This is a genomic window from Pseudomonas sp. UYIF39, from assembly GCF_029963765.1.
Classification (GTDB): domain Bacteria; phylum Pseudomonadota; class Gammaproteobacteria; order Pseudomonadales; family Pseudomonadaceae; genus Aquipseudomonas.
Genome location: NZ_JALBYU010000030.1, coordinates 37,733 through 60,276 on the forward strand (window position 1 = coordinate 37,733; position 22,544 = coordinate 60,276).

General features: G+C 57.9%; 21 protein-coding genes. 18 read left to right on the top strand and 3 right to left on the bottom strand.

What is annotated here, in order from left to right; translation table 11 throughout:
• Positions 1-29 precede the first annotated feature (29 nt).
• Both MO767_RS27220 and arnT (MO767_RS27225) read left to right on the top strand, forming a co-directional pair.
• Entirely contained in the window at positions 30-620 is a 591-nt protein-coding gene (locus MO767_RS27220; RefSeq protein ID WP_282483055.1) for a histidine phosphatase family protein, read from the top strand.
• Between the two features lie 202 nt (positions 621-822).
• On the top strand, positions 823-2,544 hold the full coding sequence (gene arnT / locus MO767_RS27225) for a lipid IV(A) 4-amino-4-deoxy-L-arabinosyltransferase (RefSeq protein WP_282483056.1): 1,722 nt from the start codon (positions 823-825) through the stop codon (positions 2,542-2,544).
• A gap of 68 nt (positions 2,545-2,612) precedes the next feature.
• On the opposite strand, the gene MO767_RS27230 is transcribed toward arnT (MO767_RS27225), so the two are convergent.
• Positions 2,613-2,792, bottom strand: coding sequence for a hypothetical protein (locus MO767_RS27230; protein WP_282483057.1), 180 nt, complete (start codon positions 2,790-2,792; stop codon positions 2,613-2,615).
• 387 nt (positions 2,793-3,179) lie between these two features.
• Between MO767_RS27230 and MO767_RS27235 the strand changes: the two genes are divergently transcribed.
• From MO767_RS27235 to MO767_RS27245, 3 genes are read left to right on the top strand one after another with little or no spacing between them, the layout of a single operon-like run.
• Positions 3,180-4,193, top strand: coding sequence for an iron ABC transporter substrate-binding protein (locus tag MO767_RS27235; RefSeq protein ID WP_282483058.1), 1,014 nt, complete (start codon positions 3,180-3,182; stop codon positions 4,191-4,193).
• A gap of 3 nt (positions 4,194-4,196) precedes the next feature.
• Complete coding sequence (locus MO767_RS27240) at positions 4,197-5,795, top strand: iron ABC transporter permease (protein ID WP_282483079.1); 1,599 nt, start codon at positions 4,197-4,199, stop codon at positions 5,793-5,795.
• Complete coding sequence (locus MO767_RS27245; protein ID WP_282483059.1) at positions 5,792-6,862, top strand: ABC transporter ATP-binding protein; 1,071 nt, start codon at positions 5,792-5,794, stop codon at positions 6,860-6,862. Before MO767_RS27240 ends, MO767_RS27245 begins: the two co-directional genes overlap by 4 nt.
• Before the next feature lie 10 nt (positions 6,863-6,872).
• Here the strand turns inward: MO767_RS27245 and MO767_RS27250 are convergent, their stop codons facing one another.
• Positions 6,873-7,718 carry a tyrosine-type recombinase/integrase gene (locus tag MO767_RS27250; protein ID WP_282483080.1) on the bottom strand — a complete coding sequence of 282 codons (846 nt, stop codon included), beginning with the start codon at positions 7,716-7,718 and terminating at the stop codon, positions 6,873-6,875.
• A 483-nt stretch (positions 7,719-8,201) separates the two neighbouring features.
• Between MO767_RS27250 and arnB the strand changes: the two genes are divergently transcribed.
• The 13 genes from arnB (at position 8,202) to MO767_RS27315 (ending at position 21,361) form a co-directional block, all read left to right on the top strand.
• On the top strand, positions 8,202-9,350 hold the full coding sequence (gene arnB, locus MO767_RS27255) for a UDP-4-amino-4-deoxy-L-arabinose aminotransferase (RefSeq protein WP_282483060.1): 1,149 nt from the start codon (positions 8,202-8,204) through the stop codon (positions 9,348-9,350).
• Positions 9,347-10,366 (top strand): undecaprenyl-phosphate 4-deoxy-4-formamido-L-arabinose transferase, encoded by a 1,020-nt coding sequence (arnC, locus tag MO767_RS27260; RefSeq protein WP_282483061.1) that lies wholly within the window; start codon positions 9,347-9,349, stop codon positions 10,364-10,366. Before arnB ends, arnC begins: the two co-directional genes overlap by 4 nt.
• The gene (gene arnA, locus MO767_RS27265) at positions 10,363-12,354 is read left to right on the top strand and encodes a bifunctional UDP-4-amino-4-deoxy-L-arabinose formyltransferase/UDP-glucuronic acid oxidase ArnA (protein ID WP_282483062.1); all 1,992 of its coding nucleotides are present in this window, start codon (positions 10,363-10,365) and stop codon (positions 12,352-12,354) included. Before arnC ends, arnA begins: the two co-directional genes overlap by 4 nt.
• On the top strand, positions 12,354-13,238 hold the full coding sequence (gene arnD, locus MO767_RS27270; RefSeq protein WP_282483063.1) for a 4-deoxy-4-formamido-L-arabinose-phosphoundecaprenol deformylase: 885 nt from the start codon (positions 12,354-12,356) through the stop codon (positions 13,236-13,238). Before arnA ends, arnD begins: the two co-directional genes overlap by 1 nt.
• Positions 13,235-14,884: a lipid IV(A) 4-amino-4-deoxy-L-arabinosyltransferase gene (arnT, locus tag MO767_RS27275; RefSeq protein WP_282483064.1), complete on the top strand. Its 1,650-nt coding sequence runs from the start codon at positions 13,235-13,237 to the stop codon at positions 14,882-14,884. The genes arnD and arnT (MO767_RS27275) overlap by 4 nt, the downstream gene beginning before the upstream one ends.
• A complete protein-coding gene (gene arnE / locus MO767_RS27280; protein ID WP_149627962.1) occupies positions 14,881-15,225 on the top strand; it encodes a 4-amino-4-deoxy-L-arabinose-phosphoundecaprenol flippase subunit ArnE in 345 nt (114 codons plus the stop codon). Before arnT (MO767_RS27275) ends, arnE begins: the two co-directional genes overlap by 4 nt.
• Positions 15,222-15,623, top strand: coding sequence for a 4-amino-4-deoxy-L-arabinose-phosphoundecaprenol flippase subunit ArnF (arnF, locus tag MO767_RS27285; RefSeq protein ID WP_282483065.1), 402 nt, complete (start codon positions 15,222-15,224; stop codon positions 15,621-15,623). Before arnE ends, arnF begins: the two co-directional genes overlap by 4 nt.
• Positions 15,620-16,999 (top strand): UDP-glucose/GDP-mannose dehydrogenase family protein, encoded by a 1,380-nt coding sequence (locus MO767_RS27290; RefSeq protein WP_282483066.1) that lies wholly within the window; start codon positions 15,620-15,622, stop codon positions 16,997-16,999. Before arnF ends, MO767_RS27290 begins: the two co-directional genes overlap by 4 nt.
• Positions 16,996-18,591: a phospholipid carrier-dependent glycosyltransferase gene (locus MO767_RS27295; RefSeq protein WP_282483067.1), complete on the top strand. Its 1,596-nt coding sequence runs from the start codon at positions 16,996-16,998 to the stop codon at positions 18,589-18,591. The genes MO767_RS27290 and MO767_RS27295 overlap by 4 nt, the downstream gene beginning before the upstream one ends.
• Before the next feature lie 111 nt (positions 18,592-18,702).
• Positions 18,703-19,197, top strand: a complete 495-nt coding sequence (locus MO767_RS27300; protein WP_282483068.1) for an Hcp family type VI secretion system effector — start codon at positions 18,703-18,705, stop codon at positions 19,195-19,197.
• Positions 19,185-19,898, top strand: a complete 714-nt coding sequence (locus tag MO767_RS27305; protein WP_282483069.1) for a DUF4225 domain-containing protein — start codon at positions 19,185-19,187, stop codon at positions 19,896-19,898. Before MO767_RS27300 ends, MO767_RS27305 begins: the two co-directional genes overlap by 13 nt.
• 280 nt (positions 19,899-20,178) lie before the next feature.
• Positions 20,179-20,397 (top strand): hypothetical protein, encoded by a 219-nt coding sequence (locus tag MO767_RS27310; RefSeq protein WP_282483070.1) that lies wholly within the window; start codon positions 20,179-20,181, stop codon positions 20,395-20,397.
• 403 nt (positions 20,398-20,800) lie between these two features.
• A complete protein-coding gene (locus MO767_RS27315; protein WP_282483071.1) occupies positions 20,801-21,361 on the top strand; it encodes a GNAT family N-acetyltransferase in 561 nt (186 codons plus the stop codon).
• On the opposite strand, the gene MO767_RS27320 is transcribed toward MO767_RS27315, so the two are convergent.
• Complete coding sequence (locus MO767_RS27320) at positions 21,312-22,277, bottom strand: LysR family transcriptional regulator (protein WP_282483072.1); 966 nt, start codon at positions 22,275-22,277, stop codon at positions 21,312-21,314. The two genes, MO767_RS27315 and MO767_RS27320, sit on opposite strands and share 50 nt — an antisense overlap.
• Positions 22,278-22,544 lie beyond the last annotated feature (267 nt).

The following is a 22,544-nucleotide window of genomic DNA, read 5'->3' on the forward strand; positions in this document are numbered from 1 at the left end:
CGCGGCTTTTCGGGCTTACGGGGTTGATCGTGGTCTTGGTCATCCTTGCCGGGGTCACCGGTTTTGTGTTGTGGTCAAGATCGCCGGCCAACCTGTCGACCGCTGGAACCGCAACTAAAGCGGACCTGCTCCAGCGCTGGCAAGCCGGTGAGGTCATTGCTCTGGTGCGCCATGCCGAGCGATGCGATCGATCCTCGAACCCATGCCTGGGCCCGGCTGACGGTATCACCCAAGCCGGTAGCGTTGCGGCCGTGGCGGTGGGCCAGGGCTTCCAGCGCCTGGGTCTGTCGCAGACCGACGTCCTGAGTAGCCCGGTTACCCGTACAGTGCAAACCTCACACTATATGCTCGGCAAAGACGCGATGACTCAGGAGTGGCTGTCGATCTGCGGCAAGACCCTGCGTAACGATGTGGTGGCGCACAAGGTGGCTCATCGCAATTTGGTGTTGGTCACTCACAGCGGTTGTATCCACGAATTTGAAGCGCAGACCGGTTTCCGACACGCGCCGAAAAGTGAATATGGCAGTTCGTTGTTCGTGCGCGTTAGTGCTGATGGACAACTTAAAGTGCTCGGTATCGTCAAAGCCGGTGACTGGCAGTCCCTGTTGAACGAAAAGTAGCTGGGCCAATAATCCTGCCGATGCGTCCGAATGCAGTGTTTGCGAACGAATCGCTTTAACTTAAAAATATCCAAAAAATAGTTGAGCCAACTTCCAACTTCAAAGTTCAGGTCGCGATGGCGTCATGACATTCAAGAATGTTGCGTTCTTGTTGTGTCGTGCCGCGCACCTGTTCATTTACAAACTTTGCCAAGGACTAGTCATGACGCCCGATAACCTGCTTCCCCGTTCCGCTGGCCATTTGTCCAGAACAGACGCCTCGGTCCAGTCAATTGCCGAGCGCTGGATGGTTCCGGGTTTGCTGCTGGTCTTCCTGGTCTTTTATCTCCTGCCGCTCGTGACCCATGGCTTATGGACGCCTGACGAAACCCGTTATGGTCAGATCAGTCAGGAAATGCTGTTGAGCGGTAACTGGACCGCTCCGCATTTCATGGGGATTCGTTATTTCGAGAAGCCGATTGCCGGTTACTGGATGATCGCCATCGGACAGGCTGTATTTGGCGACACCCTGTTTGGGGTGCGTATCGCTTCGGCTCTGAGCACCGGGCTGAGTATCTGGCTAACGTACCTGATTGCCCGTCGCCTCTGGAACGACCCGCGCAAAAGCTTCGCCTGCGCACTGTTGTATATGAGCTTCGGGTTGATCGCCGGTCAGGCCGGATACGCCAACCTCGATCCGCAATTCACGTTGTGGGTCAACCTGAGTCTGGTTGCGCTGTGGTTTGCCATCGATAGCCAGGTTTCACGCGCTCGACTCGGCGCCTGGGCGCTGTTGGGCTTTGCCTGCGGGATGGGCTTCATGACCAAGGGTTTTCTTGCCTGGTTGTTGCCTGTGTTGATCGCCCTGCCCTGGATGCTCTGGCAACGACGCTTGGGTGAGTTGTTACGTTACGGGCCCCTGGCGGTCGTCGTAGCCGTCGTGGTCTGCCTGCCGTGGGTGCTCGCGATCCACCATCAGGAACCGGATTTCTGGCGGTTTTTTTTCTGGAACGAACACATTCGCCGCTTCGCTGCCGATGATGCGCAGCACGCTCGTCCTTGGTGGTTCTACGTGCCGATGCTGATCGTGTCGAGCCTGCCCTGGGCAGCCTTGCTGCCAACGACATTCGTCCAAGCCTGGCAGCAGAAACGCCAGCCGGCGATCTGCTTTCTGTTGCTCTGGCTGCTGTTGCCACTGGGGTTCTTCAGCCTGAGCAGCGGCAAGCTGCCGACCTATATCATGCCGTGCCTGTTACCCCTGGCGTTGCTGATGGGCCATGCTCTGACCAAGTTGCTGAGAAAGGCGCACGGCCGGGCGATTCGTATCAATGGAATGATCAATGTCGTCATGGCTACCACTGCCCTGATCGCCCTGCTTTATCTGCAAGCCACCAAAGAGATCTACGAAAACACTGAAATGTTCAGCCTGTCGCTGTGTTTCATTGTGCTGATTGGCTGGATCATCGCTAACGCGTTGCAAGTCTTGCGTCCATTGATGTTCTGGGCCATGCCGGCCCTGGGCATCTGGCTGCTGATCGCATTGCTGCCGGCGGCAATGCCCGGCCAGATTGTCGATAGCAAGATGCCCGATCAGTTCATTGCCGAGCATCTGGATGCCTTGAGCCAGACGACCTCGCTGCTCAGTAATGATTTGGGTGCGGCATCGGCCTTGTCCTGGCGCCTGAAGCGTCCGCAGGTTGATCTGTACAACACGGTCGGCGAGTTGAAGTACGGACTCGACGATCCCGCGATGGAGTCGAGGAAAGTGACCAAGGACAGTGTGGGCCAATGGATGACCGAGGCTCGCAAAAAAGGCGCGGTCGGCGTGGTCATGCGGGTCAACAGCGTCCAGGAAGTGCAAGAAGTCGAGTTGTTACCTATCGATGGCAAGCGTTATCAGCGCGGCAACCTGGAAATTCTGATTTTTCCGCAGCGCCAACCCTGACAGGCCTATGCTTAAAAAAAAAGAGAGGACCTGACGGGCCTCTCGATTCAATTGGTTGCGATGATCTGTCAGCGCGCGCTCTGACGGTCGATCTTCATCGACAAGGTGTTCAGCGCCTCGGTACATGCGGCCAGGTCCGGTGAACCGGTGCGGACCTGCTTCAATGCCCGGTCCAGTGACTTGTCGATCGAGGTCCAGCCATCGGGATTGATCTGCGCCGACGTCGAGATCGAAACCATTCGTGGCAAGGGGTTGATCCTTCGTGTGGCGTAGCCTGGCGCTCAACATCAAAATCGCCCTCACCTTGTTTCTGGTGCAAGCATGCGTTTTGCTGATCGGATTTGTATGGCTCAGTCACTGGGTGCAAAGCACCCGCCTTGGTGAGTTGCGGTGACCACATCACCGTGCACAGCGCTCCAGGCAACGGCTCACGAGGGAGCGTCTCGGTGCCCGAGCCCACAAGCCAAATGACACGAATTAACGATTAAATTGACGTTTTTTTCTCATTTCAAGCACTACATTCGCCGCGCCTTAAACATGCAAATGATTCCTATTGATCTACACTGTTCGACGATCTACTCTCGTCGACTCTGCCGAATCTGTGCATACGATTAAAAAACAGGAGCTGCCGACGCATGAATGCCCATTTACCCTCTTTCCTGAAAACAGCACTGCTGGCCACCGCTCTGCTGAGCGCCGGTCACGTGTATGCAGCGGATGCCGATGGCATTGTGGTCTACAACGCCCAGCACGAAAGCCTGACCAAATCCTGGATCGAGGGTTTTACCAAGGAAACCGGCATCAAGGTGACCGTGCGCAATGGCGACGACACTGAGATGAGCAATCAGATCGTGCAGGAAGGCGCCGCCTCCCCGGCTGACGTATTCCTGACCGAAAACTCTCCGGCCATGGTGCTCGTCGACAACGCGGGGCTGTTTGCACCGGTTGCGCCGGCCACCCTGGAACAGGTCGGCAATGCTTACCGCCCGGCCCATGGCAAATGGGTGGGGATCGCCGCGCGCTCCACGGTGTTTGTCTATAACCCGAGCAAACTGCCCGAAGCCGAGTTGCCCAAGTCGCTGATGGACCTCGCTGGCCCGAACTGGAAAGGTCGCTGGGGCGCTTCACCGGCCGGTGCAGACTTCCAGGCCATCGCCGCCGCCGTGCTGGCACTCAAGGGTGAAGCCGCCACCCTGGAGTGGCTGAAAGGGATGAAAACCAACTTTACCGCGTACCGGGGCAACAGCGCCGTGCTAAAAGCGGTCAACGCCGGGCAGATCGACAGCGGCGTGATCTACCACTATTACAGCTTCGGCGACCAGGCCAAGACCGGCGAGAACAGCAAGAACACCGCCCTGCACTACTTCAAGCACAAGGATCCGGGCGCGTTTGTCAGCGTCTCCGGTGGCGGCGTGCTGGCGTCCAGCAAACACAAGGAACAAGCCCAGGCGTTCCTCAAATGGATTACCGGCAAAGATGGCCAGGCCATCCTCAAAACCGGCAAATCGTTCGAATACGCAGTGGGCAAGAACGCTGAATCCAACCCAAAACTGGTGCCTTTGCAGCAACTCGACGCGCCGACAGTCGATGCTTCAAAACTCGACAGTAAAAAAGCCGTGGAGTTGATGACTCAGGCAGGACTGCTCTAATTGATACCTGAAACTTTGCCAGCGGGTATCGCTGAGGCGATACCCGCGAATTTGCGACGACGATCCCGCGGCCTCTTCGCGGGGCGTGGTGGCGCGTGGGTGATCGGTTTGTCGGTGCTGGTGTCGCTGCTATCGCTGATGCCGATTGCCTTCGTCATCGGCGTATCGTTTCAGACAGGCTGGGCGACCCTTGTGCCGCTGGTATTCCGGCCGCGGGTCGCTGAATTATTGATCAACACCGTTTTACTGGTGGTGATCACGATTCCGTTGTGCGTCACGTTAGGCCTGTCTCTGGCCTGGCTGACAGAGCGCACCAACCTGCCGGGTCGGCGTTGGTGGTCGTTGTTGGCGACCGCGCCGCTGGCGGTGCCGGCGTTCGTTCACAGCTATGCGTGGGTCAGTCTGGTCCCGCCGATTCACGGGCTGTTTGCCGGGGTTCTGGTCTCGGTCATCGCCTACTTCCCGTTCCTTTACCTGCCGATTGCTGCGACGCTGCGCCGGCTCGATCCGGCCATCGAAGACGTTGCCGAATCGCTCGGCCTCAAACCCTGGGCGATATTTTTCCGCGTGGTGCTGCCGCAACTGCGCCTGGCCATCTGCGGCGGCGCTTTGCTGGTGGGTCTGCACCTGCTGGCCGAATATGGCCTGTACGCGATGATCCGCTTCGACACCTTCACAACGGCCATCTTCGATCAGTTCAAATCCACCTTCAACGGCCCCGCCGCCAACATGCTGGCCAGCGTGCTCGCGCTGTGTTGCCTGGTGATGCTGACAGCAGAATCGGCCGCTCGCGGCACGGCGCGTTACGCCCGGGTCGGGTCGGGAAGCGCTCGTGAACAGCGGGTGGTGCGCTTGAAATCCGGTACAACCTTCCTCGCGCTAACCGTGCAGGTCGTCACCTGCGCGCTGGCGCTGGGCGTGCCACTCGTGACTTTGGGTAACTGGCTGATAGCCGGCGGTACGCAGGTCTGGCAGATGGACGAGCTTCTACCGGCGCTGGAACAGACGCTGCTGTTCGGCCTTGCGGGTGCCGCCCTCACCACCTGCGCCGCCATCCCGATTGCCTGGCTGTCGATTCGCTCTCCGGGACGGTTGCAACGTGTGCTGGAAAGCTGCAACTACATCACCAGTTCGTTGCCGGGAATCGTCGTTGCCTTGGCATTGGTGACCGTCACCATCCATTTCGCCCGGCCGATTTACCAGACAACCATCACGGTGTTGCTGGCGTACCTGCTGATGTTTTTGCCCCGCGCCCTGGTGAGTTTGCGCGCCGGGATCGCCCAGGCGCCGGTGGAGCTGGAAAACATGGCTCGCAGCCTCGGCCGCTCGCCCGCCCGGGCATTGTGGCTGATCACCTTGCGCCTGGCCGCGCCCGGCGCTGCCGCTGGCGCCGCGCTGGTGTTTCTGGCGATCACCAATGAGTTGACCGCCACCCTGCTGCTTGCCCCCAACGGCACACGCACCCTGGCCACCGGATTCTGGGCCATGACCAGCGAAATCGATTACGCCGCGGCTGCGCCCTATGCCTTGCTGATGATTTTGCTGTCGCTTCCCTTGACCGGACTTCTTTATCACCAATCCAAACGAACGGCTGGCCGATGAACGCCCTTGAACTTCATTCCATTTCCAAGTCCTACGGCTCCCATCAAGCACTGGAGAACATCAACCTGTCGGTGCCAACGGGCAGCCGAACGGTCATCGTCGGCCCGTCCGGTTCAGGAAAAACCACATTGTTGCGGATGATCGCCGGCTTCGAATTCCCGGACGCAGGCCGACTATCACTCAATGGCCAAACGCTCGTCGACGACACCCACGAAGTCCCGGCGCATCAGCGTTTGATTGGGTATGTTCCGCAGGACGGCGCCTTGTTCCCGCACATGACCGTGGCCGCGAACATCGGTTTCGGGCTTTCGATCAAGGGCAGTGCAAAACAGGAGCGAATCGCAGAGTTGATGGACAGCGTGGCGCTGAATGCGAACATGGCCAACCGTTGGCCCCATGAGCTCTCCGGCGGCCAGCAACAACGCGTGGCACTGGCGCGGGCATTGGCGCAACAGCCGCGCTTGATGTTGCTGGACGAGCCGTTTTCGGCCCTCGACACCGGACTTAGAGGCGCCATGCGCAAAATGGTCGCACGGCTGCTGACAGAGGCCGGCGTGACCACCATTCTGGTCACCCATGACCAGAGTGAAGCGCTGTCGTTTGCCGATCAGCTGGCGGTGATGCGTGACGGTCGGCTGGTGCAGTCGGGGCATCCGCTGGATCTTTACCGCTACCCCGAGGATGAACAAACCGCGCTGTTTCTGGGGGATGCCGTGGTCATGCCCGCCAGAATCGAAGCCGGCTGGGCCCATTGCGATCTCGGTCGGATACCGGTAAACAACCACAGGAACAACAAATCGGCGCAGATCATGCTGCGTCCCGAACAACTGCAACTCGTCAGCATCCAGCCCAGCCCAACCGAGGCTGCCGGGTGTCGTGCCGTTGTGACCGAGCGGGATTTCAGCGGCAATACCTGCACGTTGACGGTGGAACTGGAGGCTTTGGCTTCCGGGCAACAGCCTGGTCGAACATTAATGGTGCGCAGTTCGGGCCTGTATGCGCCACCCGCCGGCAGTGCGGTTCACGTCTCGACGATCGGCCATGCCCATGTACTGAGCGAATCTTGAACCCCAGCCATCAAAGATCGAACCGGTCCACGGCCCGACGCCGTTCGTTGTCATCGCGCACATCGTAGTTGGCCGTGGTCTGGATGTTGCTGTGATGGGCGAGTTTCTGGGCGATCGACAAGTCGTACTCCTCAATCACTCGGGTAATGAACGAACGTCGAAAATCATGCGGCATGATTTTCACCCCGACCTGCGCGCCCCGCTGTCGGGCGATGTAATAGATCGCATGTTTGGTGATGCGCTCGCGAGTGATGTGGCTGCCGCGGCGGATGCGGTTGAACAAGAACGAATCGTCCGTTTCGCCCTCCTTCAATAGCGAGCGTCGCAGTTCCAGCCAGTCATTGAGTTTGGCGAACGCCCAGGCCGGTGCGTACTTGATCAATTGCTTGTTGCCCTTGGCGGTCACACAAAGGCTGCGCTCGGCAAAATCGACCTGGTTCAGGTCCAGGTTCACCGATTCCGATTTACGCATTCCCGAGCCATACAAAATCCCGATGATCGCCGCATCCCTCAACCCTTGTGGCCGTGGATCGGCGGCGCAGACCGCCATCAATTCCTGGATCAGCGTGCGCCTGAGGTTGCGCCCCTGGGACAATCGCGTACCAGCAATCCCCTTGACCGAGCGCATTTTCAGCAAGTGATCCTGACTGATCAGGCTCATGCGCCACGCTTCGTTCATCACCCCACGCACCGCGTTGACGTACAGCGAAGAGGTATTCGGCGCGTAGCCGTCCGTACGCAAAGTAGCCACAAGCGCGATGACATCTTCCGGTTGCAGGTTGTGCCAGGGAATCTCCTCGACGTTCATGTCTTCGAAGCCCAACCGGTCAGCGGCATCCTGCAACACATAACGCATGGTCAGTTGGCTGGAGGGCGCCAGACGTGCCAGGTACAGGGTCAGCGGATTGGTCTTGCAGGGAATTGAGTCGGTAGCGGGTAAGTCAATCAAACGAAACGGCCTTCAGTGGAAACAGTTCATTAAACAACTAACGATTGAAACATCGTTCATGTAAAGCAGGACACTTCTGCAGGACTTCTTACTAGAGAGCTCGATGAACGGCAGAAGTCTGAACAGTGGCTGTATGACATCGATATAAACGATTCGCCGACCGGTTTTTCATGTTCCTTTCACAAAATCGGGAATAACCTCATTGGATCCGCCCTGTCATCTTTGCGAGGGATCAAGCTGCCGACCATGGCAGAAAATGTCAACCTATGTGAATGGTCAGGTATTTGCTGTAACTAATTGATGCAGCTTTCGTTTTAGCGTCTACGCTTGCACTGGATCCAAATTTTACTTAGCCTCACCGGCTAGTCACTCTTCAGCCCAGAGGTGCCCATGAGTCAGGCTTTTATCCCCTTCTCCCGCCCCAGTATCGGCGATGAAGAAATTGCCGCCGTAGAGCAAGTATTGCGCTCGGGCTGGATCACTACCGGGCCGAAAAACCAGGAACTGGAAGAGCAATTCGCCAACTATGTGGGATGTCGTCATGCCGTGGCACTGTCCTCGGCCACCGGCGGGATGCACATCACGTTACTGGCATTGGGAATTGGTCCGGGCGATGAAGTCATCACTCCGTCGCAGACTTGGGTGTCCACCGCCAACATGATCTGCCTGTTGGGCGCGACACCGGTGTTCGTCGACGTTGATCGCGACACGCTGATGAGTGACCTGGCCAGCATCGAAGCAGCGATCACGCCGCGCACCAAAGCCATCATTCCGGTGCATTACGCCGGTGCTGCGTTCGATCTCGATCCGCTTTATGCGCTGGCCGACAAACACGGCATCCCCGTTATCGAAGACGCCGCTCACGCCGCAGGCACCTTCTACAAAGGTCGTCATGTCGGCGCGAAAGGCACGGCAATCTTCTCGTTCCACGCTATCAAGAACATGACCTGCGCCGAAGGCGCCATGTTTGTCAGTGACGATGAAGCCCTGGCCAGTCGTGTGCGCATGCTCAAGTTCCATGGCCTCGGTGTCGATGCCTATGATCGCCTGACCCACGGCCGCAAACCTCAGGCTCAGGTCATGGAGCCCGGCTTCAAGTACAACTTGGCCGACATCAATGCCGCCATTGCCTTGGTACAGCTGAAGCGACTGGACGAAATCAACGCCAAACGCACCGAGCTGGCCGGCACTTATTTGCAGCGACTGGAAGGTTTGCCGGTGCAGCCCCTGGCGCTTCCAGCCTATGCGCAGCAGCACGCCTGGCACCTGTTCATCCTGCGTATCGACACCGAGCGCTGCGGGATGGACCGTGAAGCGTTCATGAAAGCCCTGCAAGCGCAGAACATCGGCACTGGCATTCACTTCATCGCCACTCACCTCCACACCTACTACCGCCAGCGCTTCCCCAACATCTATCTGCCCAACACTGAATGGAACTCGGCACGGCTGTGCTCGATTCCGTTATTCCCCGACATGACCACCGATGACGTCGATCGTGTGGTCAGTGCCATTGAAAACGTTTTGGACGCAAACCTGTGAAACCTTACCCGATCCATTGCGTGTCGATCGTCATCCCGGTCTACAACGAGCAAGACAGCCTGCCCGAGTTGCTACGGCGCACCGAAGCGGCGTGTCAGCAATTGCACCATGAATACGAGATTGTGTTGGTGGACGACGGCAGCCGCGACAACTCGGCGCAGATCCTCGAAGACGCTGCCAATCGCGTGTGCAGCCCGGTGGTGGCGGTCATTCTCAACCGCAACTACGGCCAGCACGCGGCAATCATGGCCGGTTTCGAGCAGTGCAAAGGTGATGTGATCATCACTCTCGACGCCGACCTGCAAAACCCTCCCGAAGAGATCCCGCGGTTAGTGGCTCAGGCCGAGCTGGGTTATGACGTCGTTGCCACCGTGCGCAACAACCGTCAGGACTCAGCGCTGCGCCGCTGGCCGTCGAAGCTGATCAACCTGGCCGTGCAGCGCTCCACCGGCGTCGCCATGACCGACTATGGCTGCATGCTCCGCGCTTACCGGCGGACCATCGTCGACGCCATGCTCGCCTGCCGTGAACGCAGCACCTTCATCCCGATCCTCGCCAACAGCTTCGCCCGGCACACCACGGAAATCCTCGTGCTCCACGCCGAGCGCGAACACGGGGAATCCAAGTACAGCCCCATGCGCCTGGTCAATCTGATGTTCGACCTGATCACCTGCATGACCACCACGCCCCTGCGTTTGCTGAGCATCGTCGGCTTCGGCATGGCGGCACTTGGCGTGCTGTTTGCCTTTACGTTGATCGTGCTGCGCCTGGTCTTCGGCGCCCATTGGGCCGGCGACGGGACATTCGTGCTGTTCGCCGTGCTGTTCATCTTCACCGGTGGCCAGTTCATCGGTATGGGTCTGTTGGGCGAGTACCTGGGACGCATGTACAGCGATGTGCGCGCCCGTCCCCGGTTCTTTATCGAAAAGGTTCTGCGTAGCCAATCTACTGCCCCGGCTCCCGTTGTCACCGTTGACGGCCTCACTTCCACTTCTTCCGATCAGGTTCTCTCATGAGTGCAAAAGCTGTTGTTTTCGCCTATCACGATATCGGCTGTGCCGGCATCGAAACCCTGCTCAGCTCGGGCTTTGAAATTGCCGCTGTGTTTACCCACGCCGATGATCCAAAGGAAAACGCGTTCTACGGCTCGGTTGCGCAACTGTGCGCACGCAAGGGCATCCCGGTGCACGCCCCGGAAGATGCCAACCACCCGCTGTGGATCGAGCGCATCAGCAAGCTCAACCCGGATTACCTGTTCTCGTTCTACTACCGCAACCTGCTGAGCGAACCTCTGTTGGCCACCGCCAGCAAAGGCGCCTTCAACCTGCACGGTTCGTTGTTGCCGCGTTACCGTGGTCGTGCGCCGGCCAACTGGGTGCTGGTCAACGGCGAAACCGAAACCGGCGTGACCCTGCACCGCATGGTCAAACGGGCCGATGCGGGCGCAATCCTCGCCCAGAAAACGGTGGCGATTGAGCGCAGCGACACGGCGCTGAGCCTGCACGGTAAATTGCGTCTGGCCGCTGCCGACTTGCTGCGTGACACGCTACCGGCGTTGCTTCAAGGCAAAGTCAACGAAACCCCACAGGACGAATCCAAGGCCACGGTGTTTGGCCGTCGCACGCCAGCCGACGGCAAACTGGTCTGGAACAAACCGGCGGAAGAACTGTTCAATCTGGTTCGCGCCGTCACCCAGCCTTACCCGGGCGCCTTCTGCGCCGTGGGCGAGCACAAGCTGATTGTCTGGAACGCAGAAGTCGCCCAAGGCAATGAAGGTCAGGCACCGGGGCGCGTCATCAGTGTCGACCCACTGCGCATCGCCTGCGGCGAAGACTCCCTGATAATCACCGCCGGCCAGCGTAACGACAACGGTTTGTACCTCAGTGGCCCGCAACTGGCCAACGAACTGGGTCTGGTGGACGGTTCCGTGCTGCGTGGCGCCGAGTCCGGTCGCGCCCCGCGTCGCACCCGTGTGCTGATCCTCGGCGTCAACGGCTTCATTGGTAACCACCTGTCCGAGCGTCTGCTGCGCGACGACCGATACGAGGTGTATGGCCTGGACATCGGCTCGGACGCCATCGAGCGCCTGCGCAGTCACCCGAACTTCCACTTCGTCGAAGGCGACATCAGCATCCACTCCGAGTGGATCGAATACCACATCAAGAAGTGCGACGTGGTCCTGCCACTGGTGGCGATCGCCACGCCGATCGAGTACACCCGCAACCCACTGCGGGTGTTCGAGCTGGACTTTGAAGAGAACCTGAAACTGGTTCGCTACTGCGTCAAATACAACAAACGCGTGATCTTCCCGTCGACCTCGGAAGTCTATGGCATGTGCCAGGACCAGAACTTCGACGAAGACACCTCCAACCTCATCGTCGGTCCGATCAACAAGCAGCGCTGGATCTACTCGATCTCCAAACAACTGCTCGACCGGGTGATCTGGGCCTACGGCCAGAAAGGCCTGAACTTCACGCTGTTCCGTCCCTTCAACTGGATGGGCCCACGCCTCGACCGCCTGGACTCGGCGCGTATCGGCAGTTCCCGCGCGATCACCCAACTGATCCTGAACCTGGTGGAAGGCACGCCGATTCGCCTGTTCGATGGTGGTGAGCAAAAACGCTGCTTCACCGACATTGCCGACGGCGTAGAAGCGCTGGCGCGGATCATTGACAACGACAACGACGCCTGCAACGGCCAGATCATCAACATCGGCAACCCGGACAACGAAGCCAGCATCCGCCAGTTGGGCGAAGAGCTGTTGCGTCAGTTCGAAGCGCACCCGTTGCGCGACAACTTCCCGCCGTTCGCCGGGTTCCGCGATGTCGAAAGCAAAGCGTTCTACGGCACCGGCTATCAGGACGTGTCCCATCGTAAGCCGAGCATCGCCAACGCCAAGCGCCTGCTGGACTGGACGCCGACCGTGCAGATGAGTGAAACCATCGGTAATACGCTGGACTTCTTCTTGCGCGAGGCCATGCTCGAAATCGCGGACAAGCGCTGATGCGGGCAGGTCTGCGGATTGATGTCGACACTTACCGAGGCACCCGTGAGGGGGTGCCGCGGCTGCTGGAAATCCTCGATGAAGCGCAGGTCAAGGCGACGTTTTTTTTCAGTGTCGGGCCGGACAACATGGGGCGTCATTTATGGCGCCTGATCCGTCCGCAGTTTCTCTGGAAAATGCTCCGTTCCAACGCGGCCGGCCTGTACGGCTGGGACATCTTGCTGGCTGGCACCGCGTGGCCCGGCAAACCGATCGGCCGTGATCTCGGGCATTTGATGCGTCAAACCGCGGCAGCCGGGCATGAAGTCGGCCTGCACGCCTGGGATCACCATGGCTGGCAGGCCAATGCCGGGCGCTGGAGCGACAAGCAACTGCTCGAGCACCTTCGTCGGGGCGTTGACACCCTCGCCGACATCCTCGGGCAAAACGTCGAATGCTCGGCGTCCGCCGGGTGGCGGGCAGACGAGCGCGTGATCGAGGCCAAGCAGGCGTTCAGCTTTCGCTACAACAGCGATTGCCGGGGCCAGAGCCTGTTCCAGCCGAGATTGTCCAATGGCGGTTTGGGTGCGCCGCAGATTCCGGTGGACCTGCCGACGTTCGATGAGGTGGTCGGCCCCAGCGTGGCGGCCAAGGACTTCAACGCCTTCATTCTTGATCGCTTCAACCCCGAAAAACTCAACGTCTACACGATCCATGCCGAAGTAGAAGGGATTCTGATGGCCCACGATTTTCGTCAACTGCTGGCCGATGCGCGCCAGCGAAACATCCATTTTCAACCCTTGGGCGATCTGCTGCCCGAGGCCCCCGACACCTTGCCGGTTGGCCGGGTACTACGCGGCACCCTCGAAGGACGCGAAGGCTGGTTGGGAGTGCAAGGTGTATGAGCCAGCGTTGGGCATTGCCGTTGTTGCTGGCCATCTTCGCTCTGGCGTATCTGCTGCCGCTGGGCAGCCATGGCTTATGGATTCCCGACGAAACCCGCTACGCCCAGATCAGCCAGGACATGCTCCTGAGCGGCAACTGGGTGTCGCCGCATTTCATGAGCCTGCGCTATTTCGAAAAACCGGTGGCCGGTTACTGGATGATCGCCGCCAGCCAGGCGTTGTTTGGCCAGAACCTGTTCGGCGTGCGGTTTGCCTCCGCCCTGAGTACCGGGCTGAGCGTGTTGCTGTGCTACCTGATCGCACGCCGGCTGTGGAACGAGCCGCGCAAGAGTTTTGCCTGCGCGCTGCTGTACATGAGTCTCACCGTAATCGCCGGCGCGGCGGGCTACGCCAATCTCGATCCGCAATTCACGTTCTGGGTCAATTTGAGTCTGGTCGCTTTGTGGTTTGCGGTGGACAGCGTCGACCGCACCCAACGCCTGATCAGTTGGGCCGGGTTAGGCCTGGCCTGCGGCATGGGGTTCATGACCAAAGGTTTCCTCGCCTGGTTATTGCCCGTGTTGATCGCCCTGCCCTGGATGCTCTGGCAAAAACGCTGGCGTGAGCTGCTGATCTACGGGCCGCTGGCGATTGTCGTGGCCATCGCCGTCAGCTTGCCGTGGGTCTTGGCGGTGCATGGCCAGGAGTCCGATTACTGGCGGTTCTTCTTCTGGCACGAACACATTCGCCGCTTCGCCGGGGACGATGCCCAGCATGACGCCCCGTGGTGGTTCTATTTGCCGTTGCTGGTGGCGTTCAGTCTGCCGTGGGTGGCGTTGTTGCCAGCGGCATTGCGGCAGGCGTGGCAGACACGACGTCAGTCGAATATCGCTTTCCTGTTGTTGTGGCTGTTGATGCCGCTGCTGTTTTTCAGCCTCAGCAAAGGCAAATTGCCGAGCTACATCCTGCCGTGCCTGTTGCCGCTCGCATTGCTGCTGGGCCACGCACTAGCGGACCGCTTGAAGCTTGAGCAAGGTCGGGTACTGGGCATCAATGGTCTGCTGAACCTGCTGCTGGGCCTGACGATCCTGGTGGCCCTGGTCTACCTGCAACTGAAAAAGCCGCTCTACAACCATGAACTGCACAACCTGGTGCTGGTGTTCATCGGTCTGGCCGGCTGGATCATGGCCAACCTGCTGCAAGCCTTCAGACCTTTGCAATGCTGGGCAGCGCCGGCCTTCGGCAGTCTGCTGCTGATCGCCTTGTTGCCAGCCGGACTACCCGAGTCGGTGGTCGCCAACAAGATGCCCGACCAATTCATCCTCGAGCATGCCCAGGAACTCGGCCAGACCGATCACTTGCTGAGCAACGACCTAGGCGCCGCCGGGGCGTTGGCCTGGCGTCTGAAACGCCCGGACGTGGCGTTGTACAACACGATAGGCGAACTGAAATATGGCCTCGCCTATCCTGAGGGCGCACAACAGCAAGTCGATCCGAACCAGGTTCAAGCGTGGATGCGCAACGCCCGCCAGAGCGGTTCGGTCGGCGTGGTGATGCGCATCAAGGGTGACGACGAACTACTCGAAATCGAACGGCTGCCCAAGGATGGCAAGCGTTATGAACAAGGCAACATTGTGATTCTGATCTTTCCTCAGGAGGCGTCATGAGCCTGTTGTTGCTCTTGGCCGCCTGCCTGCTGACCTGCCTGGGCCAGATCGCCCAGAAATACGCTGTTGAAAGCTGGCGCGACAAGGCGTCGGGCTGGACCGAGAAACTGCGTTCGCCGTGGCTGTGGCTGGCGCTCGTCTCTCTGGGATTGGGCTTGCTGGTGTGGCTGCTGGTGTTGCAGCGCCTCGAAGTCGGCATTGCCTACCCGATGCTGAGCCTCAACTTCGTACTGATCACCCTGGTTGCCCGCTTCGTTTTCCACGAAACCATCGACCGTCGCCACTGGCTGGGTGTGGCGCTGGTGATCGGTGGCGTGGTGCTGCTGGGGCAACACACATGAACCTGCGTCGCGGAATTACCTTCGCGCTGGGCAGCGTGCTGCTGGTCAGTGCCGCGCAATTGGGCATGCGCTGGAGCATGAGCCGCCTGCCATCGCCCGAGCACTGGTTGACCACCCGCATCGATCTGTCCGCTGTTGCGGTGGTGCTGATCGCCATTCTCGCTTATGCCCTGTCGATGCTCTGCTGGCTTGCCGCCCTGCGGGACTTGCCGCTGGGCCGGGCTTATTCACTGCTGAGCATCAGCTACGCGCTGGTGTACCTGCTGGCCGCCAGCCTGCCGCTGTTCAACGAAGCATTCAGCCTTTCAAAAACCATCGGGGTGGCCCTGGTCATCCTCGGTGTCATCACCATTAACTCTCGCCCTGCTCGCGCTCCCGAGCTCAGGAATGCCCCATGAAAATCAGTGTATTTGGTAGCGGTTACGTCGGTCTGGTGCAAGCCGCCGTCCTGGCTGAAGTTGGCCACGACGTGGTCTGCATGGACATTGACGAGAAGAAAATCGAGCTGTTGCAACAAGGCCACGTGAGCATTTTCGAACCGGGGCTGGCCAGCCTTGTACGCGAAAGCCTGGATGCCAAACGTCTACAGTTCACCTCCGACGAAAAACTCGCGGTGCAACATGGCCAGGTGTTGTTTATTGCGGTCGGTACACCGTCCCGGGACGATGGTTCGGCGGACCTGAGTTATGTGCTGTCGGTGGGAGAAGCCGTGGCGCGTCATCGTGAACAACCGGTGATTCTGGTCGAGAAATCAACGGTGCCGGTGGGCACGGGTGACACCTTGCGCGCCCATATCGATAAGTGCCTGATCAAGGTCGGCCGCTTGCTGCAGTTCGATATCGTCTCCAACCCGGAATTTTTGAAAGAAGGCTCGGCCGTGGCCGATTGCAGACGCCCGGACCGGATCATCATCGGTTGCGAACGCGATGAAGTGCGCGACGTGATGCGTGACCTTTATGGGCCCTTCAACCGCAATCATGACCGCGTCATGTTCATGGACCTGCGCAGCGCCGAGCTGACCAAGTACGCCGCCAACTGCATGCTGGCGACCAAGATCAGCTTCATCAACCAGATCGCCGAACTGGCCGAACACCTGGGTGCCGACATCGAATCGGTGCGCCTGGGCATCGGTGCCGATTCGCGCATTGGCTACCATTTCATCTACCCCGGTTGCGGTTATGGCGGCTCGTGCTTTCCCAAGGACATGCGTGCGCTGATCCACAGCGCCGAAGAGGCGCATTGCTCCAACGATTTGCTGAAAGCGGTAGAAGCGATCAACGAGCGCCAGAAGCACAAACTGTTCGAGCGCATCAACGCGTTCTACAAGGGCGATTTGCGCGGCAAGACCTTTGCCGTGTGGGGACTCGCGTTCAAACCGAACACCGACGACATGCGCGATGCACCGAGTCGAGTGCTGCTGGAATCGCTGTGGGCCGCCGGGGCTAACGTCCGTGCGTTCGACCCGGAAGCCATGCAGGAAACCCAGCAGCTCTACCCCGATGAGTCCAAGTTGATGCTCATGGGCACACCGGAGTCGGTATTGTCCGGCGCTGACGCGTTGATCATCTGCACTGAATGGCAGCAGTTCAAGGCCCCGGATTTCAACCTGATCCAACAGCGGCTCAACGCACCGGTGATCTTCGACGGACGTAACCTCTACGACGCCGATCGCCTGGCCCGCGCTGGTTTCAAGTACTTCCCGATGGGCCGCGGTGAATCGCGCAATCTGCCGATTCCGCATCAGCAGTGGCCCGCTGCTTCGGTCATCGCTTGATTTCGGTATCACCCGGTATCCGCCGACAGTCTCTAGGCATAGCGCTGTTGGCTCTGCTGCTGTTCAGCGCCGGGGTGTATCAGCAGACATCGATTGGCTTCGATTCGCGTTTTGTCCTGTTCGCTCAGGAAATGCTGCGTCACGGGCCGTCTTTTTTTCCGACCACCTATGGCCAGCCGTATGCGGACTACTCTGCGCTTTCGACGCTGTTCGTCTGGCTGCTGTCGCTGCCGTTCGGGCAGGTCAACAGCCTGACGGCCTGGTTGCCGAGCGCCATTTCCGGGGCGGTGATCGTCACGTTGATGTACCGGTTGGTGGCGCCCTACTCCCAGCGTTGGGCGTTGCTGAGCATCGCCCTGATGCTGCTGACCAACACCTTTGTCACCGAAACCCGTGCCGTGTCCCTGGACTTGATGCTTGCGGCGGTGGCTTTTTCAGTGTTCTACCTGGGCTATGCCCCCGATCATTTCGCAGCAAAGCGTCGGTGGTGGCTGATCTTTGCCTTGCTGCTGCTGGGCTTCGGGATTCGCGGGCCGATCGGGCTGGTGATTCCCACTGGCATGCTGTGCAGCTACTACATGCTCAACCGACAATGGCAGCGGTTGTTCGGTTTTGGCCTGGTGGCCGCCGTACTGCTGGCCGCGTGCGTCGGAGGGCTGCTGTGGCTGGCGCAAACCATCGGCGGCCCGGACTTCATGCACTACGTGGTGCGCATGCAGTTCATGGGGCGTATGGACGGCAGCGAAGGTGTCAGCGGTTCGCTGTATTACTTCACCGGCTCGGTGGGCAACTATGCGCTCGCGTATCCGTTGGCGTTGCTGGTACTGGCCGCCGTCTGGCTGACAACGCCTCGGCAGGCCGGACCTGCGTTACGCCTGTTGCAGTACTGCACGGCGGCAAGCCTGATTGTGATGGTCGGGCTCTCGATCCCCCAGGCCAAAAAAGCCCGTTACCTGCTGCCGATTTTACCCATGGCAGCGATCATTGCGGCGTATCCGTTTCAGGTGGCGCAAGGTCGGGTATCCGAGTGGTTGCGGGGGTTGATGCAAGGGCTGTGGCTAGTGGTTCCTGTCCTGTTGATCGGCGGACTGCTGGTCGCCCAGCGACGGTTTCCCGATGAACTGACAACGCTGACTTCGATACTGATCATTCTCGGCGTGCTGCAAGTCATTGCCCTGGCGGTGCTTGTACGACCGCGCTGGCGAGCGCAAACACTGGCCTTTTGCGCGGTCCTGGCGCTGTGGTCGGTGTATGTGTTGGTTTTCGAGCCTGTCGAACGTCAGCTCTACGACACCCGCACCTTCAGCCGCGCGGCATTTGCGCTGGTGCAAAAAGACCCGGCACCGCTGGTGTTGCACGCCATGGGTAAAGACGCCAAGGCGATCAAGTTCATGGTCAACATCGACGAGGACTTTCAGCCGGTATTCACTGAATCGACCCAAGAACTGGAAAACCTTCAGCGGCCAGCGTGGTTGATGATGGATGAAAACGACTACCGCGCCCTGCAGGGCACGCCGTTGGGTGCATTGCCGCCCGTGTTGAGCGGGCGTTTCGACAAAAACGATTACGTGTTACTGCATTACACTCTGTAACGCGTTACGCCCGCAGATTCGCTCTTGTCCTACCGGACATCCGGAAACGCCCTACATATACCCGAAGACATTTTCAATAAGGTGCCCCTCGACAAGAGGAGCGGCACCTACATGGCTAATCACGGTTATATGACCATCACTGGGAAGACTCAAGGACTGATATCGGCGGGTTGCTCAACTCAAGATTCAATCGGAAATAAATGTCAAACAGCGCATACCAATCAAATTATGGTGCTGTCGTACAGTCACAACATGTCCAATATAGGAAACATTAATAAGCCGACGCACCGCCCGCTCGTCATCACAAAAAATGTCGACAAGTCATCTCCTTTACTCGCGCAAGCGCTATCTAGCAGAGAGGAAATTAGCTGCACGATAAGTTTCTACCGGATTTCTTCGTACGGTCTTCAGGAGAAATTCTTCAGCATTGAAATTGAAGGCGGCATTATTGCCGACCTGACACTTGATATGCCCCATGTGGTTTTACAAAACGACGCCGAACCCCAAGAGCATGTCGCTATTCGTTATCGCGAAATCACGTGGAGACACCACCTCGCAGGAACCAGCGGGTACGCTTCATGGGGAAATAACGAATGGGACAATTAAAGAACCGCTGCGAGTCAAGTAGTTGTGATTATTGGGCAGTTAGTAAGGCGGCGGGCAATTTAACCAATCAAGCCTGCACGTTGGGCGCACGACATATAAATGACGGGACGTTGCGTCTGCAATTCAATCGCGAAGTGTCTTACTACGCGAGAGGGATTGTTAATGATGTGGCGCAGGGACGGAAGAGTGCTGAGCAGGGTCTCAAGGAGATTAAGAACGAACAGAGTAGTTTGCTGAGCCAGTCGTGGGAAGTTGCCAAAAAAGGCGCAGGCGCTGTTGCTGGAGGAATGCAAATATTGACAGGTGCGGGGATTTGCTATGGCTCAGCGGGTACTTTGTGCCTTTTTCTTGGTGGACCGATGATGCTCCATGGTGCGAATAATGTTTATGAAAATGGCCGTAACCTTTTGGAGGACCGCACTGATACGGAGGGGCCGACCCGCAAGGTTTATCAAGCGATAGCTAAGGGGTTTGGCCAATCTGAGAGGGAAGGCAACATTGCCTATGGGTCATTAGATATTGGGTTGTCTATCTATGGGCTGGGGCGGCATGTATTAAAGCCGGATGCTTGGCGATTGTTTAGGTACGTTAGAACTGACTATGTGCGATCGTATAAAAACATGGGTGCAGGCGCATTAAGTTTTGAAATTTATACAGACCTTCAAACTGTAAAGCAGCTGTCTGAAGAGGTGGAAAAGTGATCGCATGGATTTTTCCGATACTGGCTGTCGGCGGAATTAGTGCTGCTTACGCCATAAGAGTTCGCCTATCTGGCAGCAACTTAAACAACACCAAACTTTACTTCGGTGTTGCGTTCAACGCCTTGTTCGTAGTCCCATATATAGATATTGTTCAGAACAATGACTTTCCATATCTAGGCTACCGTCCCGACATAATTTCAGCGCATCCATTTATAGGCTGGATTGCATTTGGCTGCATTTTTCTACATTCACTTGCATGCCCCGTAAAATGGAAAGTCAAATGCTTGCCTTGGAAAAAATAATTTCAACTATTCGAATGCTTCTGTTTACCCTTGGATGTGCTGGCTTTCATACAGCCTGGATTTCACTATTAATAGTTTATTTTTTTGAACTGGACGTTTTCGCAGCTAGAGTAGTGGTAGTTACATCCTTTGTTGTTGTGTCAGCCTATTGCGTAAAAATCATACCTAAAGAGCTTAGAAAACTTGAAGGAGAATAAAGCTTTTTACTCTAATTAGTCCCCACCCCACCATACTCAAATCAACCTTCAACGGTGCAAACGCCTTCACCAACGGACTGCGCACAGTGTTATGGCGCCAGATCAAATTGAACGGCGTGTCGAAGTGAATCGACGCTGGGTACAGGGCTCCGACGTGTTGAGCGGCCGTTTCGACAAAAACGATTACGTCCTGCTGCACCTCAATCCCCTGTAGCTGCCTTGTGGCGAGGGGATTTAGCGAAACGTCGCACCGCCCCGTTCGGCTGCGAAGCAGTCGTAATCCATTGGACGCGGTGCGGTTGGAAAAAACAGGGCCGCTTCGCAGCCCAACGGGGATAAATCCCCTCACCACACCACCCCCTCACCACACCTCGCAGGCTCGACAGCTGCTACAGTCGCCCGCATGAACTTCATTATTCGCCGTGCCCGACTTGCCGATGCTTTTGCCCTGCCTGCCATTGAACGTTCGGCGGCCGAGTTGTTTCGCTGCGACCCTTCGCTGGCTTGGCTTGCCGATGCGCAGGTGACCGATGCCGAACAACATCAACGGGCAATCGAGACGGATGACATTTGGGTCGCGCAAACCCCTGACGGCGTACTTATTGGGTTTCTCAGCGCTGTTGAAGTCGACAACGAACTGCATATTCAGGAACTGTCCGTCAGACAACGCTTCCAGGGCCGGGGCGCGGGTCGCAAGTTACTGTTAACGGCGGTTGCGCATGTCCGGGATCGGGAACTCTATGGTCTGACGCTGACCACGTTCCGCGACTTGCCGTGGAATGAACCGTTTTATCAGCGCCTGGGTTTTGAAACATTGAACCCAGCACAATGGGGTCCGCGATTGGCGACTGTATTGAACGACGAAGTCGACCACGGTTTACCCGGTGAACGGCGTTGTGCGATGCGCTTGCGCCTTAGAGCTGCGCCTTCAAATCAACCCCCAACGCCTGGGCAAACGCCTTGACCAGCGGACTGCGCACAATGTTGTGACGAAGGATCAGATTGAACGGCGTGACGATGTTGATGAGGTCCGGACGCACCGCCCGGAACTGCCCCTGCGCCACCATTGATGCGGCGTAATGCTGGGGCAAAAAACCCACGAAACGCCCGGTCTTGATCAACAATGCCACCGCTTCGACCTGGCTGGCCGAGGCGGAAAAGCTGTCGTAGTGAGCAAAGTTCAGTTTGTCGCGATGGATCGCGTAGCGGTGGTTGATGCACTCGTAATCCTTGAGCACATGACTGCCGATTTCTGCGTCCGGCACCGTGAATAACGGATGACCGACCGCACAATAAACCTCGGAACATTCTTCATAAAGCGCGTAGTAATCAAACTCTTCGCGCTTCTGATAAACAGGGACAATACCTGCCACTAACCGTCCCTCTACGACGCCTCTTTCCACTTCATCCAGTTGCGACGCCTGAAGTTGAAACCTTACTTTAGGCGACTCTTCATTAATTCTTCTAAGCGCAGCAACTAACGGTGAATTAACATCGGAAATCGTATTATCAATAACCCCCACACCAAGATCACCGATCAGTTCGTTCTGCGCTGAACTAAGTCGATCACGAAAGTTGTCGACCGAGGCAAATAAATCAATGGATGCCTGATAGACCAGGCGACCCTCTTCGGTCAGGTGAAAACCCTCGCGGCCGCGGGTACACAGGCGCATGCCGATGCGGATCTCCAGGTCGGAGATCTGTTTGCTGATGGCTGCCAGTCCCACATTCAGCTCGTTCTGGGCAGCACTGAAGCCGCCGGCCTCGACCACGGCCTTGAACACTTTGAGCAGTTTGAAGTCCAGACCGCTGAGGCTCAGCGGTGCCCGATGGCCCGTTTTTGGCGGCGGGTTTCCGGAATTGGAAAGTGGGGTTTCCATAATGCCTATTTACCTCTGACGCCCTATTCAACAACCTGTGTCCAACAACAAAAATAGTGCTGGTAAATAATAATGACCACAGAAAACCAGGCTTGGCAACCGCTAATAAATCCCGCACATCAGTGCCAACTCACTGATTTCGAACTACTAAAAGCTGACACTTCGATCAGCTCTCGCAACGATGCAACTGCCCTCTTGAAAACTGCTTTGGCCTAACCACGTCCGGTTGATTTTTTTAGACCCCGGTAACGGTTACAAGCCCGGCAC

What these genes read in the sequence shown, in the direction of transcription:
- arnT (WP_282483056.1), top strand. Translation starts at nt 823, where the DNA reads ATGACGCCCGATAACCTGCTTCCCCGTTCCGCTGGCCATTTGTCCAGA.
- MO767_RS27235 (WP_282483058.1), top strand. Translation starts at nt 3,180, where the DNA reads ATGAATGCCCATTTACCCTCTTTCCTGAAAACAGCACTGCTGGCCACC.
- MO767_RS27245 (WP_282483059.1), top strand. Translation starts at nt 5,792, where the DNA reads ATGAACGCCCTTGAACTTCATTCCATTTCCAAGTCCTACGGCTCCCAT.
- MO767_RS27250 (WP_282483080.1), bottom strand. Translation starts at nt 7,718, where the DNA reads ATGCGTTATGTGTTGCAGGATGCCGCTGACCGGTTGGGCTTCGAAGAC.
- arnB (WP_282483060.1), top strand. Translation starts at nt 8,202, where the DNA reads ATGAGTCAGGCTTTTATCCCCTTCTCCCGCCCCAGTATCGGCGATGAA.
- arnA (WP_282483062.1), top strand. Translation starts at nt 10,363, where the DNA reads ATGAGTGCAAAAGCTGTTGTTTTCGCCTATCACGATATCGGCTGTGCC.
- arnD (WP_282483063.1), top strand. Translation starts at nt 12,354, where the DNA reads ATGCGGGCAGGTCTGCGGATTGATGTCGACACTTACCGAGGCACCCGT.
- arnT (WP_282483064.1), top strand. Translation starts at nt 13,235, where the DNA reads ATGAGCCAGCGTTGGGCATTGCCGTTGTTGCTGGCCATCTTCGCTCTG.
- arnE (WP_149627962.1), top strand. Translation starts at nt 14,881, where the DNA reads ATGAGCCTGTTGTTGCTCTTGGCCGCCTGCCTGCTGACCTGCCTGGGC.
- arnF (WP_282483065.1), top strand. Translation starts at nt 15,222, where the DNA reads ATGAACCTGCGTCGCGGAATTACCTTCGCGCTGGGCAGCGTGCTGCTG.
- MO767_RS27290 (WP_282483066.1), top strand. Translation starts at nt 15,620, where the DNA reads ATGAAAATCAGTGTATTTGGTAGCGGTTACGTCGGTCTGGTGCAAGCC.
- MO767_RS27300 (WP_282483068.1), top strand. Translation starts at nt 18,703, where the DNA reads ATGGCTAATCACGGTTATATGACCATCACTGGGAAGACTCAAGGACTG.
- MO767_RS27305 (WP_282483069.1), top strand. Translation starts at nt 19,185, where the DNA reads ATGGGACAATTAAAGAACCGCTGCGAGTCAAGTAGTTGTGATTATTGG.
- MO767_RS27310 (WP_282483070.1), top strand. Translation starts at nt 20,179, where the DNA reads ATGCTTGCCTTGGAAAAAATAATTTCAACTATTCGAATGCTTCTGTTT.
- MO767_RS27315 (WP_282483071.1), top strand. Translation starts at nt 20,801, where the DNA reads ATGAACTTCATTATTCGCCGTGCCCGACTTGCCGATGCTTTTGCCCTG.
- MO767_RS27320 (WP_282483072.1), bottom strand. Translation starts at nt 22,277, where the DNA reads ATGGAAACCCCACTTTCCAATTCCGGAAACCCGCCGCCAAAAACGGGC.